At 51.3% G+C, this 13759-nt stretch carries 15 protein-coding genes; 10 read left to right on the top strand and 5 right to left on the bottom strand.

The window, feature by feature from the left end; translation table 11 throughout:
* Nucleotides 1-37 precede the first annotated feature (37 nt).
* The gene (gene rnt, locus Dpoa569_RS07910; RefSeq protein ID WP_042871053.1) at nt 38-715 is read right to left on the bottom strand and encodes a ribonuclease T; all 678 of its coding nucleotides are present in this window, start codon (nt 713-715) and stop codon (nt 38-40) included.
* A gap of 141 nt (nt 716-856) precedes the next feature.
* A complete protein-coding gene (gloA, locus tag Dpoa569_RS07915; protein ID WP_042871051.1) occupies nt 857-1264 on the bottom strand; it encodes a lactoylglutathione lyase in 408 nt (135 codons plus the stop codon).
* A gap of 267 nt (nt 1265-1531) precedes the next feature.
* On the opposite strand from gloA, the gene Dpoa569_RS07920 reads away from it, so the two are divergent.
* Together Dpoa569_RS07920 and slyA are read left to right on the top strand one after the other, a co-directional pair.
* Nucleotides 1532-1771 carry a DUF1289 domain-containing protein gene (locus Dpoa569_RS07920; protein WP_071604307.1) on the top strand — a complete coding sequence of 80 codons (240 nt, stop codon included), beginning with the start codon at nt 1532-1534 and terminating at the stop codon, nt 1769-1771.
* Nucleotides 1772-1944: 173 nt separating this feature from the next.
* Nucleotides 1945-2382 (top strand): transcriptional regulator SlyA, encoded by a 438-nt coding sequence (slyA, locus tag Dpoa569_RS07925; protein WP_042871049.1) that lies wholly within the window; start codon nt 1945-1947, stop codon nt 2380-2382.
* A 407-nt stretch (nt 2383-2789) separates the two neighbouring features.
* Here the strand turns inward: slyA and Dpoa569_RS07930 are convergent, their stop codons facing one another.
* Nucleotides 2790-3257: an outer membrane lipoprotein gene (locus Dpoa569_RS07930; RefSeq protein ID WP_019845812.1), complete on the bottom strand. Its 468-nt coding sequence runs from the start codon at nt 3255-3257 to the stop codon at nt 2790-2792.
* A 336-nt stretch (nt 3258-3593) separates the two neighbouring features.
* On the opposite strand from Dpoa569_RS07930, the gene anmK reads away from it, so the two are divergent.
* The 5 genes from anmK (at nt 3594) to pdxY (ending at nt 8622) form a co-directional block, all read left to right on the top strand.
* A complete protein-coding gene (gene anmK / locus Dpoa569_RS07935) occupies nt 3594-4706 on the top strand; it encodes an anhydro-N-acetylmuramic acid kinase (protein ID WP_146411214.1) in 1113 nt (370 codons plus the stop codon).
* A gap of 106 nt (nt 4707-4812) precedes the next feature.
* Entirely contained in the window at nt 4813-5118 is a 306-nt protein-coding gene (locus tag Dpoa569_RS07940; protein ID WP_146411217.1) for an MliC family protein, read from the top strand.
* 98 nt (nt 5119-5216) lie between these two features.
* A complete protein-coding gene (gene pdxH / locus Dpoa569_RS07945) occupies nt 5217-5915 on the top strand; it encodes a pyridoxamine 5'-phosphate oxidase (protein WP_227983155.1) in 699 nt (232 codons plus the stop codon).
* Nucleotides 5916-6052: 137 nt separating this feature from the next.
* The gene (gene tyrS / locus Dpoa569_RS07950; RefSeq protein ID WP_146411710.1) at nt 6053-7330 is read left to right on the top strand and encodes a tyrosine--tRNA ligase; all 1278 of its coding nucleotides are present in this window, start codon (nt 6053-6055) and stop codon (nt 7328-7330) included.
* 431 nt (nt 7331-7761) lie between these two features.
* Complete coding sequence (gene pdxY, locus Dpoa569_RS07955; protein WP_042871041.1) at nt 7762-8622, top strand: pyridoxal kinase PdxY; 861 nt, start codon at nt 7762-7764, stop codon at nt 8620-8622.
* A gap of 72 nt (nt 8623-8694) precedes the next feature.
* Here pdxY and gstA read toward each other — a convergent pair whose 3' ends face one another.
* On the bottom strand, nt 8695-9309 hold the full coding sequence (gene gstA / locus Dpoa569_RS07960) for a glutathione transferase GstA (protein ID WP_146411220.1): 615 nt from the start codon (nt 9307-9309) through the stop codon (nt 8695-8697).
* A gap of 651 nt (nt 9310-9960) precedes the next feature.
* Between gstA and Dpoa569_RS07965 the strand changes: the two genes are divergently transcribed.
* On the top strand, nt 9961-11580 hold the full coding sequence (locus Dpoa569_RS07965; protein ID WP_042871039.1) for an ABC transporter substrate-binding protein: 1620 nt from the start codon (nt 9961-9963) through the stop codon (nt 11578-11580).
* A gap of 53 nt (nt 11581-11633) precedes the next feature.
* On the opposite strand, the gene ribA is transcribed toward Dpoa569_RS07965, so the two are convergent.
* On the bottom strand, nt 11634-12227 hold the full coding sequence (ribA, locus tag Dpoa569_RS07970) for a GTP cyclohydrolase II (RefSeq protein WP_042871038.1): 594 nt from the start codon (nt 12225-12227) through the stop codon (nt 11634-11636).
* A gap of 253 nt (nt 12228-12480) precedes the next feature.
* On the opposite strand from ribA, the gene pgpB reads away from it, so the two are divergent.
* Both pgpB and Dpoa569_RS07980 read left to right on the top strand, forming a co-directional pair.
* Nucleotides 12481-13251 carry a phosphatidylglycerophosphatase B gene (gene pgpB, locus Dpoa569_RS07975; RefSeq protein ID WP_146411223.1) on the top strand — a complete coding sequence of 257 codons (771 nt, stop codon included), beginning with the start codon at nt 12481-12483 and terminating at the stop codon, nt 13249-13251.
* A gap of 193 nt (nt 13252-13444) precedes the next feature.
* On the top strand, nt 13445-13750 hold the full coding sequence (locus tag Dpoa569_RS07980; RefSeq protein ID WP_042871035.1) for a LapA family protein: 306 nt from the start codon (nt 13445-13447) through the stop codon (nt 13748-13750).
* Nucleotides 13751-13759: the final 9 nt, after the last annotated feature.

The raw sequence follows: 13759 nt of genomic DNA on the forward strand, positions 1-13759 counted from the left end.
TATTAATTATCAGGCAGCGTTGTGCTGCCTGATGGCTTTACTTTTCGCTATCGATGCTTACCGGTATGTCGGTATTCGCGGCTGAAGCCAACGGCCAGCCACCCATACGCTTCCAGCGATTAACCAGTTCACAAAACAGCTGCGCTGTTCGTTCGGTGTCATAGAGCGCTGAATGAGCCTGGCTGGCGTCGAAAGGAATATCCGCCGCGATGCAGGCTTTGGCCAGAACGGTCTGTCCTAGCACCAGCCCACTGAGCGCGGCGGTGTCAAACGTGGCAAACGGGTGGAATGGGTTACGTTTCAGACCGCAGCGTTCTGCTGCCGCCATCAGAAAGCTGTGATCGAAGGTGGCATTATGCGCCACGATGATGGCACGACTGCAGTCCTGATCCTTGATTCCCTTACGTACCGCCTTGAAGATGCTGTGTAGTGCTTCATATTCGCTCACGGCTCCTCGCAGTGGATTGGCAGGATCAATGCCGTTGAACGCCAATGCTTCCGGTCGCAGAATAGCGCCTTCAAACGGTTCGATATGAAAATGCAACGTGTCGTCCGGCTGTAACCAACCGCTTTCATCCATTTTTAGCGTTACGGCTGCAATTTCCAGCAGCGCATCAGTTTTCGCGTTAAACCCGGCGGTCTCCACATCAATAACAACAGGGTAAAAGCCACGAAAACGCGCGTTAAGAGCGTTCAGGTTATTTTTCTCAGCCATTCGTTTCTTGTTTCTTCAATAATATGCAGTGCGCATTATGGCAAATTCGGGTGGGGGATGCAGTAATCGCGCATGACGGCGAATCATTGCTCCCCCGGAAAGGCAGACACGCGTTGGTGCCTGAATAGCAAAGACGGGAGATCAGTTACCCAGACCTTGACCGGCTTGTGAACGTTCAATCAGTTCTATCTTGTAACCATCTGGATCTTCCACAAAGGCAATAACAGTCGTACCGCCTTTGACGGGACCCGCTTCACGGGTTACTTTACCTCCGGCCTGACGGATACGCTCGCAGGCACCTGCCACGTCATCCACACCTAATGCGATATGACCGAAGGCCGTGCCCATTTCATAGCTATCCACGTCCCAGTTGTAGGTCAGTTCGATCACTGCGCCGTCGCTTTCCTCGGTATAGCCGACAAATGCCAGAGAGTATTTGTATTCCGGATTGTCGCTGGTGCGCAACAAACGCATTCCTAATACCGTGGTGTAAAAATTGATGGCGCGTTGCAGATCGCCAACGCGTAGCATGGTATGAAGTAAACGCATAATGACCCCTATTTGATCAGTAAGTTAACCGCCTGGGCGACACTGGTGGTTTTCCGTTAGCGCCTGAAACAATAGGGCCAGAGTATAGCGTCGTTGTCGGGGGGAGTTCAAACCTGTAGCTGAGTGCTGTTTTTATCACGTTCGCCAAAGAAACCGACATGACAGACGTGATAGTCGGCACTATGGTAGTGAATTATGCATTAACGCTACGTAAGGCTTGCCAGTGACGGCAATCAAAGCTTCAATATGGGCAGATGAGGAGGTCCTGTGGCTGAGCAGCTTGAGCTTTTTCCCGTTCCCAATCCGTGTCGAGGTATCTGTCAGGCGGATGACCGTGGGTTCTGCCGCGGTTGTTTCCGAAGCCGCAGCGAGCGTTTTAGTTGGGGAACAATGAGTGATGCGCAAAAACAGGATGTGCTGCGGCTGTGTCGGCAAAGAATGAAACGCTCGCAGCGGAGTGAAAAGAATTCAATTCCCTCTGAGCCGGAACAGCCAACCTTGTTTTAGCCGATATGACGATATTTAATGATATAAATTAAGTTCAAGATCATTTTTAATTAATTATTATTTGCTAGAATAGATTGATAACAATAAGACGTTCTTTATTGAGCTTTTGCTTTAAATCAGAGTTGATTGCAATCCAGGGAAGTTGATTAGCTTACTAACTATAAGGAGAAGTGATGGAATTGCCGTTAGGTTCTGATTTAGCCCGGTTGGTTCGTGTATGGCGAGCTTTGATTGATCATCGATTGAAGCCCCTGGAGTTGACACAGACGCATTGGGTCACATTGCATAATATTCATCAACTGCCACCTGGGCAGTCCCAAATTCAGCTTGCCAAAGCGATAGGAATAGAACAGCCTTCATTAGTGCGTACATTGGATCAATTGGAAGATAAAGGATTAATTACCCGGCACATTTGTGCCCAAGACCGGCGTGCCAAGCGTATTTTGTTAACTGATTCGGCAGATCCTATCATTCAGGCTGTTAATGATGTTATTGATCAGACTCGCAGCGAAATATTAGATGGTATTACTCCGGAAGAAGTGGATGAATTAGCCACTATTATCTCCCGATTGGAAAAAAATATTTTGGCATTACATGAGAGCCAGTCTTAATTAATAGAAAAAGTAAATGTCTTGGCGGACGAATTCGAATTCCAGGAAACACATACTCAAAATAATTCGAGTTGCAGAACAAAACGCTGATGTTTTGAACAATACACGTGTTTACCTTTCATTATAAGGTTGATGGCGTGCATTTGTAATGCAGCAACCGGGCGGCATACCAGACGCTTACATCAGTGAGTGGTTGGGGAAGCGGTAACGCTGCCGGGGGCAACGATGAATGCAGCTGTTGTAGCATCAAGCAACGAGGCTCATGGACGGGCTGAGTAAAGTCAACGTGCCTGCAAACTCGAAATATGGCGGGAATATCGTGTGAATTATGGTATGTCTGAATATACTGGCCGAATTGATGACATGAAACAATCACCACCCATTGGGTGGTGATTGACAATTGAATCTTAACGTGGAGACACGGTGATCGAGCGGCCATTGCTGGCCATCGCTACACGTTGACCTGCATGAAACTTGGTATCGCCTTGTTTTTGCACCACCATGATAGTGCTGCCATCATCTTTGCGAATTTCCAGCTCTACGCCCTGAACGCGGTTGACCGCGCCTTCAATACTGTTGCCTGCAACACCACCAGCAACTGCGCCTGCGGCGGTTGCCAGATTACGGCCAGTACCGCGACCAATAGTATTACCAACCAATCCCCCTAGTACGGCGCCACCGATAGTACCGATGACATTGCTGTCTTCCCCAGCCTGAATCTGCACCGGACGGGTGGAGACAATGGTGCCATAGGTTACCGTCTGAACTTGCTTAGCTTCGGATGCACTGTAAACGTCTCCTGACAGGGTGCTGGTATTGGCGCAGCCAGCCAGTGTGATACCTGCTAAAGTGATCACAAGAAAACGTTTCATCATAGAAAGACTCCTGTTATAGCTGTGTCTGTGTCGGGGGCGCAGCCTGGGCCGACGAAGTTATGTCGCATTATGGCGTGGTCGAAACCACCATTCTACTGTTTCGGTGGATACTCAGGATAGAATAGCGCGACTAAATTGATAATAAACGCGTTATCAGGTTGTTTGTGAAGTCCTCTTTTTCTGAAAAAATGTCCCGAATGGTCATTTATTGCCCGAATAGTCTGTATGACAAAAAAGACAAAAGCTAACCAGAATAGGCCGTCGACGAATCATCACTGTTAGACCCGTGAGGTTATGGCGTGACCAGCGATCATTTTGCATAACAAAGGTAATTCCATGAGGTCTGGAAGATATATTGGTGTAATGTCCGGCACGAGTCTGGATGGTATCGATGTGGTGCTGGCTGCTATTGATGAGCACACTGTTGCTCAGCAAGCCAGTTACTGTCACCCGATTCCGCCAGTGATTCGACAGACGATATTGAGCATGAATCAGGGACAGGCAGTGACGCTTTCTGAACTGGGGCGATTGGATACCCGGCTCGGTGCACTGTTTGCCGACGCGGTACAGGCGTTGTTACGTCAGACCGGGTTGAGTGCAAACGAGATTACGGCGATTGGTTGTCATGGGCAGACGGTCTGGCATGAGCCGGACGGCGATGCCCCTTGTACGATGCAAATTGGCGATTGCAACCGTATCGCCGCTGTTACCGGCATCACGACCGTTGGCGATTTTCGTCGGCGCGATATGGCGTTGGGCGGACAGGGCGCGCCGCTGGTGCCGGTGTTTCATCACGCACTGCTGCAACATCCGGTGGAACGGCGAATCGTACTGAATATCGGTGGAATCGCCAATATTTCAGTACTGGTGCCAGGACGTCCGGTAAAAGGCTATGACACCGGGCCGGGCAATATGCTGCTGGATGCCTGGGTGTGGCGCAACCGGGCGCAACCCTATGATAAAGATGCTGCCTGGGCGCTAACCGGGCAGGTGGATAACACGTTGCTAAGCCATATGCTGTCTGACCCTTATTTCGGGTTGCCGGCGCCGAAGAGTACCGGGCGTGAGTATTTCAATCTGTCATGGCTGGAAAGGCAGTTGACGGTTTTTCCCTATCTGCGACCGGAGGATGTTCAGGCGACACTGGTCGCGCTGACTGCGGAAACCATTGCCGGGCAAGTGCTGCTGACCGGTGGTTGTGAGCGAATGCTGGTATGCGGTGGCGGGGCGCGTAACCCACTGCTGATGAGTCAGTTGTCGGCACGTCTGCCGGGCATTGAGGTCTGCACGACCGATAACTTCGGTATTCGTGGCGATGATATGGAAGCGCTGGCGTTCGCCTGGCTGGCGTTTCGCACCTTGTCAGGATTGCCAGGCAATTTGCCATCCGTGACCGGCGCAAGCCGTGAAACCTTGCTGGGCGCGATTTATCCCGCGATGGTGGTGTAATCGGATTTTGCTGAGAGGTCCGCCAGCGGTCTGTTGATAGACTTCTGCGTTGCTGGATTTACCTGGGTGGGATGCCAGGATCCGCTAATAACAGGAGAAGAATAGTATGAAACCACTGCTCATCGCCGGTGTATTGCTGCTAAGCGGTTGCTCGCACCTGATGCCAGCGGCAAAGCCGCAGACGTTACATTACCAATGTGGCACCCTGCCACTGACCGTCATGCTCAATCCAGATCCACAGGGAGGCAGCGCGACTTTCCTGCTGGATGGCGAATCTCATACCCTCCCCAGGGTACCTGCCGGATACGGCACCCGTTACAGTGATGACCGTTATGCGTTCTGGCGCAACGGCAATCAGGCGTTTATCGCGCGCGGCGATAGAATCATCGTTAATGATTGTGTGCTAAAGTAATCCGGCTCCATGTCGTTGCAGGCGTTGAGATTTTAACGAGGCGGGCGCAGAATGACTTTTCCCTCTTTTCTCGCCCGGTTAGGCAACGGCAGGATCTCATGACCACTGAAAACGATGATGTCCGCAACAAGGTGGCGCTTGCGCCCGAACAGGCTGCGAGCGTCGATATCGCCGATTTGCGGCGCGAATATACCAAGGGCGGGCTGCGCCGCCACGACCTCACCGCTAACCCGCTCGATCTGTTTGAGCACTGGCTCAAGCAAGCCTGCGAAGCACAACTGGCGGACCCTACCGCGATGTGCGTAGCGACGGTTGATGAACAAGGCCAGCCTTATCAACGTATTGTGCTGCTGAAACACTATGACGAAAAAGGCATGGTGTTTTATACCAATATGGGCAGTCGCAAGGCACAGCAACTGGCGCTAAATGCGCGGATTAGCCTGTTGTTCCCCTGGCATATGCTGGAGCGTCAGGTCATCATCCTGGGCAAGGCGGAGAAATTGCCGATGCTGGACGTAATGAAGTATTTCCATAGTCGTCCGCGCGATAGCCAGATCGGTGCCTGGGTTTCAAAACAGTCAAGCCGTATCTCCGCTCGCAGTATGCTGGAAAGCAAGTTCTTTGAAATGAAGCAGAAGTTTCAGCAAGGCGAGATTCCGTTACCGAGTTTCTGGGGCGGATTCCGTGTCACTATCGAGTCGATGGAATTCTGGCAGGGAGGCGAACACCGTCTCCATGATCGTTTCCTGTACCAACGCGAAGGCGACAGCTGGACAATTGACCGGCTGGCACCGTAAATCACTGGAATTTGTTGCGCTAAGCGCTGGCACTCAGGGTGTCGGCGCTTTATTCTATGTCACCCTGAATTTTTCTTTCGCCAAAACGGCGAAAAGTCGTGTACCGGCAAAGGTGCAGTCGTTTATACATGGAGACTTTGATGGCAAGCAATCTGATTCAACAATTGCAAGAGCGGGGCCTGGTGGCTCAGGTAACGGATGAGGGCGCGTTAGCAGAGCGACTGGCGCAGGGGCCAATTGCACTGTATTGCGGCTTTGATCCGACTGCCGACAGCTTGCATTTGGGACATCTGGTGCCACTGCTGTGCCTGAAACGCTTTCAGATGGCCGGTCATAAACCGGTGGCGCTGGTAGGCGGCGCGACGGGGTTGATCGGCGACCCAAGTTTCAAAGCCGCCGAGCGTAAACTGAATACTGAAGACACGGTGCAGGAGTGGGTGGAGAAAATCCGTCGTCAGGTCGCCCCTTTCCTGGATTTTGACTGTGGTACTAACAGTGCTGTGGCCGCCAACAACTACGATTGGTTTGGTTCCATGAACGTGCTGACGTTTTTGCGTGATATCGGCAAGCACTTCTCCGTCAATCAGATGATCAACAAAGAAGCGGTCAAACAGCGCCTGAACCGCGATGACGTGGGCATTTCCTTCACCGAGTTTTCCTACAACCTGTTGCAGGGCTACGACTTTGCTTCGCTGAATGCGCTGCATGGCGTGGAGTTGGAGATTGGTGGTTCTGATCAGTGGGGTAACATTACTTCTGGGATCGACCTGACGCGTCGCCTGCATCAGAAGCAGGTGTTCGGTTTGACGGTTCCGTTGATTACCAAGTCTGACGGTACTAAGTTCGGTAAAACTGAAAGTGGCGCGGTATGGTTGGACCCGAAAAAGACCAGCCCGTACAAGTTCTACCAGTTCTGGATCAACACCGCTGACGCGGATGTGTACCGCTTCCTGAAGTTCTTCACGTTCCTTGACATTGACGTTATCAATGCGCTGGAAGAAGAAGATAAGAATAGTGGCGTGGCGCCGCGTGCTCAGTATGTTCTGGCGGAAGAAGTGACCCGTCTGGTGCATGGCGAAGAGGGGCTGACAGCCGCCAGGCGTATCACCCAGAGCCTGTTTAACGGCAATCTGAGCGACCTGACCGAAGCCGATTTAGCGCAACTGGCACAAGACGGCGTACCGATGGTGGAACTGGCGACAGGCGCGGATTTACAACAGGCGCTGGTTGATTCCGAATTGCAGCCCTCTCGCGGCCAGGCGCGCAAGACCATCGCGTCCAATGCGATTACCATCAACGGGGAAAAACAGTCTGATCCGGAATACACTTTCACGGATGCTGACCGTCTGTTTGGCCGTTACACCCTGCTGCGCCGGGGCAAGAAAAACTATTGTCTGGTCTGCTGGAAAGCGTAATTGAACCACCGAAGGGAGCAGATGCTCCCTTTGTTTTTCGGCACGCTCCCTGTGTTTTCCATGCCATGATTTCCACGCTATGACGGAAGACCGTAGCAACACCAGACAATGCGCATCGGCGAGTGTCGGTCGGCGGGATAAAGACAATACATGGTTTTATAGCAGGCAGGCTTAGAATAAACCGGTTTATACCCAAAATAATTCGAGTTGCAGGAAGGCGGCAAGAGAGTGACAAATTCGTTGGGAGCGAATTTGACCAGCCAACGGCTGGCCTCCGGTGAGAGACAGGATGTCTCTCATTTCATCCCGATGAGCTTACTTTAGTAAGTGATTCGGGTGAGCGAACGCAGCCAACACACCTGCAACTTGAAGTATGACGGGTTTATAACAACAAACGCAGTGCATTTAAGCAGGCAAGGGTAGTCACTTTCATGAAAAATATACTGTCGATTCAGTCTCACGTGGTTTTTGGTCATGCCGGTAATAGCGCGGCGGAGTTTCCCATGCGCCGGATGGGCGTGAATGTCTGGCCGCTGAATACGGTGCAATTTTCCAATCATACCCAATATGGTCAGTGGACCGGCTGCGTTATGCCAGCTGATCATCTGACTGAGATTGCGCAGGGGATCAGCAATATTGATCATCTCAAGGACTGCGATGCGGTGTTGAGCGGGTATATCGGCTCACCGGAACAGGGCGGTCACATTCTGGAAGTGGTACGTCGAGTGAAAGCGGCTAATCCGCGTGCCATTTACTTCTGTGACCCAGTCATGGGTACGCCGGAAAAAGGCTGCATTGTACCTGCGGGTGTAACCGATTTTCACTGTAATCAGTCTCTGCAGGCGAGCGACATGATCGCCCCCAATCTGCCGGAGCTGGAACTGCTCAGTGGTCGTACGGTGCATTCTGTAGATGAAGCCGTGCAGGCCAGCCGTGAGCTTTGTCTGCGTGGACCGAAGCTGGTGCTGGTTAAGCATCTGAGTCGTGCGGCGACCAGTAAAAACAGTTTTGAAATGTTGCTGGTAACGCCGCAAGAGGCCTGGCATATCCAGCGTCCGTTGGTGGACTTTGGGCCGCGTCAGCCGGTAGGTGTTGGCGACCTGACTAGTGGTCTGCTGCTGGTTAACCTGCTCAAAGGCGTTGCGCCGCAAAGTGCGCTGGAACATACCACCGCAGCGGTCTATGAAGTGATGCTGGTGACGAAAGAAATGGAGCAGTACGAATTGCAACTGGTTGCAGCACAGGATGGTATTGTGCAGCCACGTCATCATTTCCAGGCAGTTCGCCTGTAACACCGGCTTGCAACAACGGGGCATATGCCCCGTTGCTTGCCACACCATCGCGCATTTCAGTATGTCATAACGTCAGAATTTGACGTCAAGCCCTTCTGCCGTCAACGCTTTTTCCACCGCTGGTCGCCCTGCAACACGCTCCAGATACGCTGTCAGCGCCGGGAACTGGATCAGGTCAAACTTCAGATCGTGCGCCCAACGAGAGATGGTGAACAGGTAAGCATCGGCGACGCCAAACCGGTTGCCCACCAGATAATCGTGCTCGCTCAGTACCTGATTCAGATAACGGAAACGTTGTTCCAGATAACTCTTCAGCAAATCTTTGTACAGTTCAGGCGTACCAGGGCGAAACAACGGGGTAAAGGATTTGTGCAGTTCGGTAGAAATGTAAGCCAGCCACTCAATGGCGCGATAATGATGAATGGTGCTGGGTGGGGCTATCAAATTATATTGCGGCGCTTTGTCTGCCAGATACAAGGCAATGGCAATGTTTTCTGTCAGGATGGTGCCGTCATCCAGCGTCAGTGCCGGCACCATGCCTTTAGGGTTGATCTGCAGGTAGTCACTTCCCTGTTCGGTTTTCTTGGTACGCAGGTCAACATTCACCAATGTGAACTTGGCCCGTGTCTCATGCAGAATGATGTGAGGAAACAGTGAGCAACTTCCCGGCTTGTAGTAGAGTTTCATTCGCCATTCCTTCAGTAAACGTCTTTGCAGTGAGTCGTAGTGTCGTAAAAGTGTTCGCAACGGTAAACATTTTCACATGATCGTGTAAATTGATATTGCTATAAATCACAGGGTCTGGCTGTGCGCGGCATCGCAAGATAAGAGTACTGTGAAATCAATGTACTGCTGGGCCATCGCCTTTTTCCGATGTCCATATCCGGGGCAACTCATCTCCTTAATCTTGTTGTTATCGGTTACAACGCGAGAATGTTCACCTTTGCGTGAGGTTTATCTTGCTATTAACCCTGCCTTTGTTTGCTATCAGCCTCCATCCGGGGCTGATTTTGACCGTTGTGTGGTGATCTACGGGAATTGTGCATTGTGCACTTGTACTGATTGTACGGATGCAGTATTAGTAGTTGATTACTTAATGCCATGATTAATAAGATAAAATTATATCACACCAAATAATTCGATTGGCAGCAAAAGTGCTCGTGTTTTGAACAACATAGGTCGTGTTTTGAATAATGCGGTTTGTTTTTTTGAATAAAATAGTTTGTTAGCCCTTCAGAATAAGGCCATGAGTAGCTTGGTAGTATCGCTTGTTGCGTTCCTGAAGGGAGGACATAGTGCACAACCTCAAATAGGGCGGGGATAATAGTGGAGAATGGAATGACGATAGACACGCGTTGGCTGGCATCTGTATTGGGTGCATTGAGTTTTGTTACGGTTTCGGTGCAGGCGGCGGTGGTGCCTGCTGGTGTGCAACTGGCGGAGCAACAGGAGCTGGTGCGCGCGAACGGTTCTGAACCGGCGTCGCTGGACCCGCATAAAGTAGAAAGTGACGTAGAAGGTAATCTGATTCACGATTTTTTCGAAAAACTGGTGTCAGTACGCGATGATGGTACGGTGATGCCCGGTTTGGCGGAACGCTGGGAAAATAAAGATAATCAGGTTTGGATCTTCCACCTGCGCCCTGGGCTGAAATGGTCGGATGGTAGCCCGATCACTGCCGATGACGTCGTATTCAGTTGGCAGCGCCTGGTTGATCCCAAAACCTTGTCGCCGTACCAGTCTTACCTTGGCAGTATGCATGTGCTTAACGCAGGCGACATTATCGCTGGCAAAAAGAGTCCGCAGGAGCTGGGCATCAAGGCGCTGGATAAGCAGACGGTACAGGTCACGCTGGATCAACCGCTGTCCTATTTCCTGCCGATGGTTGACCACTATGTGATGGTCGCCCTTCCTAAAGCTGCGATTGAGAAATTCGGCGATAAATGGACACAACCCGCTAATTTTGTCGGCAGTGGCCCGTTTGTTCCTACCGAGTGGGTTGTCAATGAACGCATCACCGCCAAACGTAACATAAATTATTGGGATAACGCTCACACGGTGTTGAACAAAGTGACCTATCTGGCGATTGTTTCCAATACAGCCGAAGTGAATCGCTACAAGGCCGGGGAGGTCGATACGACCTTCACCATGCCCAGCCAATTGTTCAGCGCCCTGAAGCGAGAATTACCGAATGAAGTGAAAGTTACGCCGTACCTTTCAACGTATATCTATCGCTTCAATACGCAGAAACCGCCGTTCAATGACCCCAGGGTCAGGCGTGCACTGGATTTGGCGCTCGATAAAAGTGTCATTGCCGACAAAGTGCTGGGACAAGGCCAGGTGCCGGCGTATAACTACGTACCGCGCGGCATGGCCGGCTATACCAGTAATCAGCCGGAATGGGCGGGCTGGACGCAGCAGCAGCGTAATGCCGAAGCGAAAAAATTGCTCAAGGAAGCAGGCTATGATGCAAGCCATCCGCTGAAATTCCAGTTATTGTATAACACCTCCGAATCACATCAAAAGATCGCTATCGCTGCTGCATCAATGTGGAAACAGAATCTTGGTGTGGAAGCGACACTACTGAATCAGGAGTGGAAAACCCTGTTGGACACCTCACGCACCGGTAATTTTGAGGTGGTAAGGAGCTCCTGGGGTGCTGACTATAACGAGCCGTCCACCTATTTCGATACTTTGCGCGCCAACGACAGCAACAACACGGGCAAGTTTACTGACAACGCTTACGATCAGGTGCTGGACAAGGCGGTTAAGGCATCGTCGTTAGACAAGCGCAATATGTTCTATCATCAGGCGGAGACTATCCTGCAACAGCAAATGCCGCTGATCCCTATCTATTACTATGTACGTAGCCAGATGGTGAAACCGTATGTGGGCGGGTTCAAGCCCGATTTGAAAGGGGATTATTACAGTAAGGATATCTACATCATCAAACATTGATAAAGATGCGGGTGAAGATATGCCAGGCGGCTAGCCGCCTGGCATTATAGTGATTATTGCGTATCCAGTAGGTGACCCATTTTGGCCGCTTTGGTTGCCAGATAATGTTCGTTTTTCGGATTACGACCGACGATCAGTGGCACACGTTCTACGATATTGATGCCTGCTTCAGTCAAGATAGTGACCTTTTTCGGGTTGTTGGTCAGCAGGCGCACGGCTTCCACGTTCAACAACTTAAACATGTCGGCACAGAGTGTGAAGTCGCGCTCGTCGGCGGCGAAGCCCAATTGGTGATTGGCTTCGACCGTATCGGCCCCCTGATCCTGCAGGGCATAAGCGCGGATTTTGTTCAGTAGCCCGATATTGCGTCCCTCCTGACGGTGATACAACAGCACGCCTCGTCCCTCTTCGGCAATGTGGTTCAGGGCCGCTTCCAGTTGAAAACCGCAATCACAACGCAGGCTAAACAATGCATCTCCGGTCAGACATTCCGAATGTACTCTGGCGAGTACCGGTTCTGGACCGGAAATATCACCGTAAACCAACGCCAGGTGATCGTGCCCGGTAGCCGTTTCCTCAAATCCTACCATCAGGAAATCGCCCCATGGGGTGGGTAGTTTGGCTTCCGCCACCCGTTTTAGCTGCATGTTAATCTCCAACGTGTAAATGATAAATTCCTTGCTCCGTACTGGAGGGGAATCCTTATCAACACTACCGGGTTTTTCCCGGCAGCAGGATAGTCCGTTGTCTCTCTGACTTATGAATAAAGGTTCGGAATTATCGTGGTTTTGTTGACATAACTGACAAGTATTTTACGTCATACTCACAATCGATGCGCTCTTTTTTGATAAATTTGTGAAAATTTTGTTCTGATATCCTGCTGAATTATAGGGAGAAGTAATGTACAACCTCGCCAAACGCACCTTGATTGGCACAATATCATTGATGGTGTTGCCCGTATTGGTCTGGATTACCAAATGGCAGTGGCAACCAACCGTATCGGGATGGTGGCTTAAGCCCTTGTTCTGGATGACCGAAACCGTTTCTGCCCCTTGGGGAATCCTGACCAGCGTGGTGTTGTCAGCCTGGTTTTTATGGTTGTTGCGTCCAGGTATCCGCCCGGCTTTGATACTGATAACACTATTGCTTGCCAGCGTGGTGCTGGGGCAAGGTGGCAAATCGGTGATGAAAAATTGGACCCAGGAGGCCCGGCCATTTGTGGTCTGGCTGGAGCAGGCGCATCAGGTAGATGACCGGTACTTTTATTCACTCCCTACCAGCGAACGTGCCAGCCTGCTGGAACAGCAACTGCAACAGGAATCACAACTGCCGCCGTGGCAACGTCAACACTGGCAGGAACAGGCAGATTACGCTTTCCCGTCTGGTCATGCCATGTTTGCCGCTACCTGGGCGTTATTGGCAGTGGGATTATTATGGGCACGACGCCATTATGTATCGGTCTTGTTAATCATCTTGTGGGCGAACAGCGTTATTGCCAGCCGCCTGTTACTGGGGATGCACTGGCCGCAGGATGTGGCGGCGGCTACCCTGCTCAGCGCCATCGTGTCGCTGGTCGCTGTCTGGCTGGCACAGCGTTGGTGTGGTCCATTGTGCGCGCTTATGCCGCAAACTGCCACGACCTATCGTCAGCCTGTTCATCCGGATGCCTGATAGGGTAGCGTCAGAGGGATGGCCCGCCGGGTTTATTGCCAGGGCATCCCGTTATGTTAACGCTATTACCCGTTTTTCCTCCAGCCCTCCCGTTAGCGTTTCCCCACCGATTGAGGAAATGTTAAGTTAATAGGGTTCACTGCCGAAATTTGGCATAATTCATCCGTTTAAGGCGACATCACAGGAAGCGAACGTGAAATATATGCTGATTTTTTTTCTGGTGCTGGCGGTATTTATCGTATCGATTACGCTGGGAGCGCATAACGATCAGGTAATTACTTTCAACTATCTGCTGGCACGGGGGGAATACCGGTTGTCGACATTGCTGGCGACGTTGTTTGCCGCTGGTTTTGCGCTCGGCTGGGTGATCTGCGGCCTGTTTTATCTGCGTCTGCGCATTGCGCTAGGGCGTGAACAACGTAAAATCAAACGTCTTGAGCAGCAACTGTCTGCCCCGGAGAGCGCCAGCGGCGCAAACTCTGCTGAGTCTACCCACTAAGGATCGCCT

This window comes from Dickeya poaceiphila (assembly GCF_007858975.2).
GTDB classification, from domain to species: domain Bacteria; phylum Pseudomonadota; class Gammaproteobacteria; order Enterobacterales; family Enterobacteriaceae; genus Dickeya; species Dickeya poaceiphila.

What these genes read in the sequence shown, in the direction of transcription:
- rnt (WP_042871053.1), bottom strand. Translation starts at nt 715, where the DNA reads ATGGCTGAGAAAAATAACCTGAACGCTCTTAACGCGCGTTTTCGTGGC.
- gloA (WP_042871051.1), bottom strand. Translation starts at nt 1,264, where the DNA reads ATGCGTTTACTTCATACCATGCTACGCGTTGGCGATCTGCAACGCGCC.
- slyA (WP_042871049.1), top strand. Translation starts at nt 1,945, where the DNA reads ATGGAATTGCCGTTAGGTTCTGATTTAGCCCGGTTGGTTCGTGTATGG.
- Dpoa569_RS07930 (WP_019845812.1), bottom strand. Translation starts at nt 3,257, where the DNA reads ATGATGAAACGTTTTCTTGTGATCACTTTAGCAGGTATCACACTGGCT.
- anmK (WP_146411214.1), top strand. Translation starts at nt 3,594, where the DNA reads ATGAGGTCTGGAAGATATATTGGTGTAATGTCCGGCACGAGTCTGGAT.
- Dpoa569_RS07940 (WP_146411217.1), top strand. Translation starts at nt 4,813, where the DNA reads ATGAAACCACTGCTCATCGCCGGTGTATTGCTGCTAAGCGGTTGCTCG.
- pdxH (WP_227983155.1), top strand. Translation starts at nt 5,217, where the DNA reads ATGACCACTGAAAACGATGATGTCCGCAACAAGGTGGCGCTTGCGCCC.
- pdxY (WP_042871041.1), top strand. Translation starts at nt 7,762, where the DNA reads ATGAAAAATATACTGTCGATTCAGTCTCACGTGGTTTTTGGTCATGCC.
- gstA (WP_146411220.1), bottom strand. Translation starts at nt 9,309, where the DNA reads ATGAAACTCTACTACAAGCCGGGAAGTTGCTCACTGTTTCCTCACATC.
- Dpoa569_RS07965 (WP_042871039.1), top strand. Translation starts at nt 9,961, where the DNA reads ATGACGATAGACACGCGTTGGCTGGCATCTGTATTGGGTGCATTGAGT.
- ribA (WP_042871038.1), bottom strand. Translation starts at nt 12,227, where the DNA reads ATGCAGCTAAAACGGGTGGCGGAAGCCAAACTACCCACCCCATGGGGC.
- pgpB (WP_146411223.1), top strand. Translation starts at nt 12,481, where the DNA reads ATGTACAACCTCGCCAAACGCACCTTGATTGGCACAATATCATTGATG.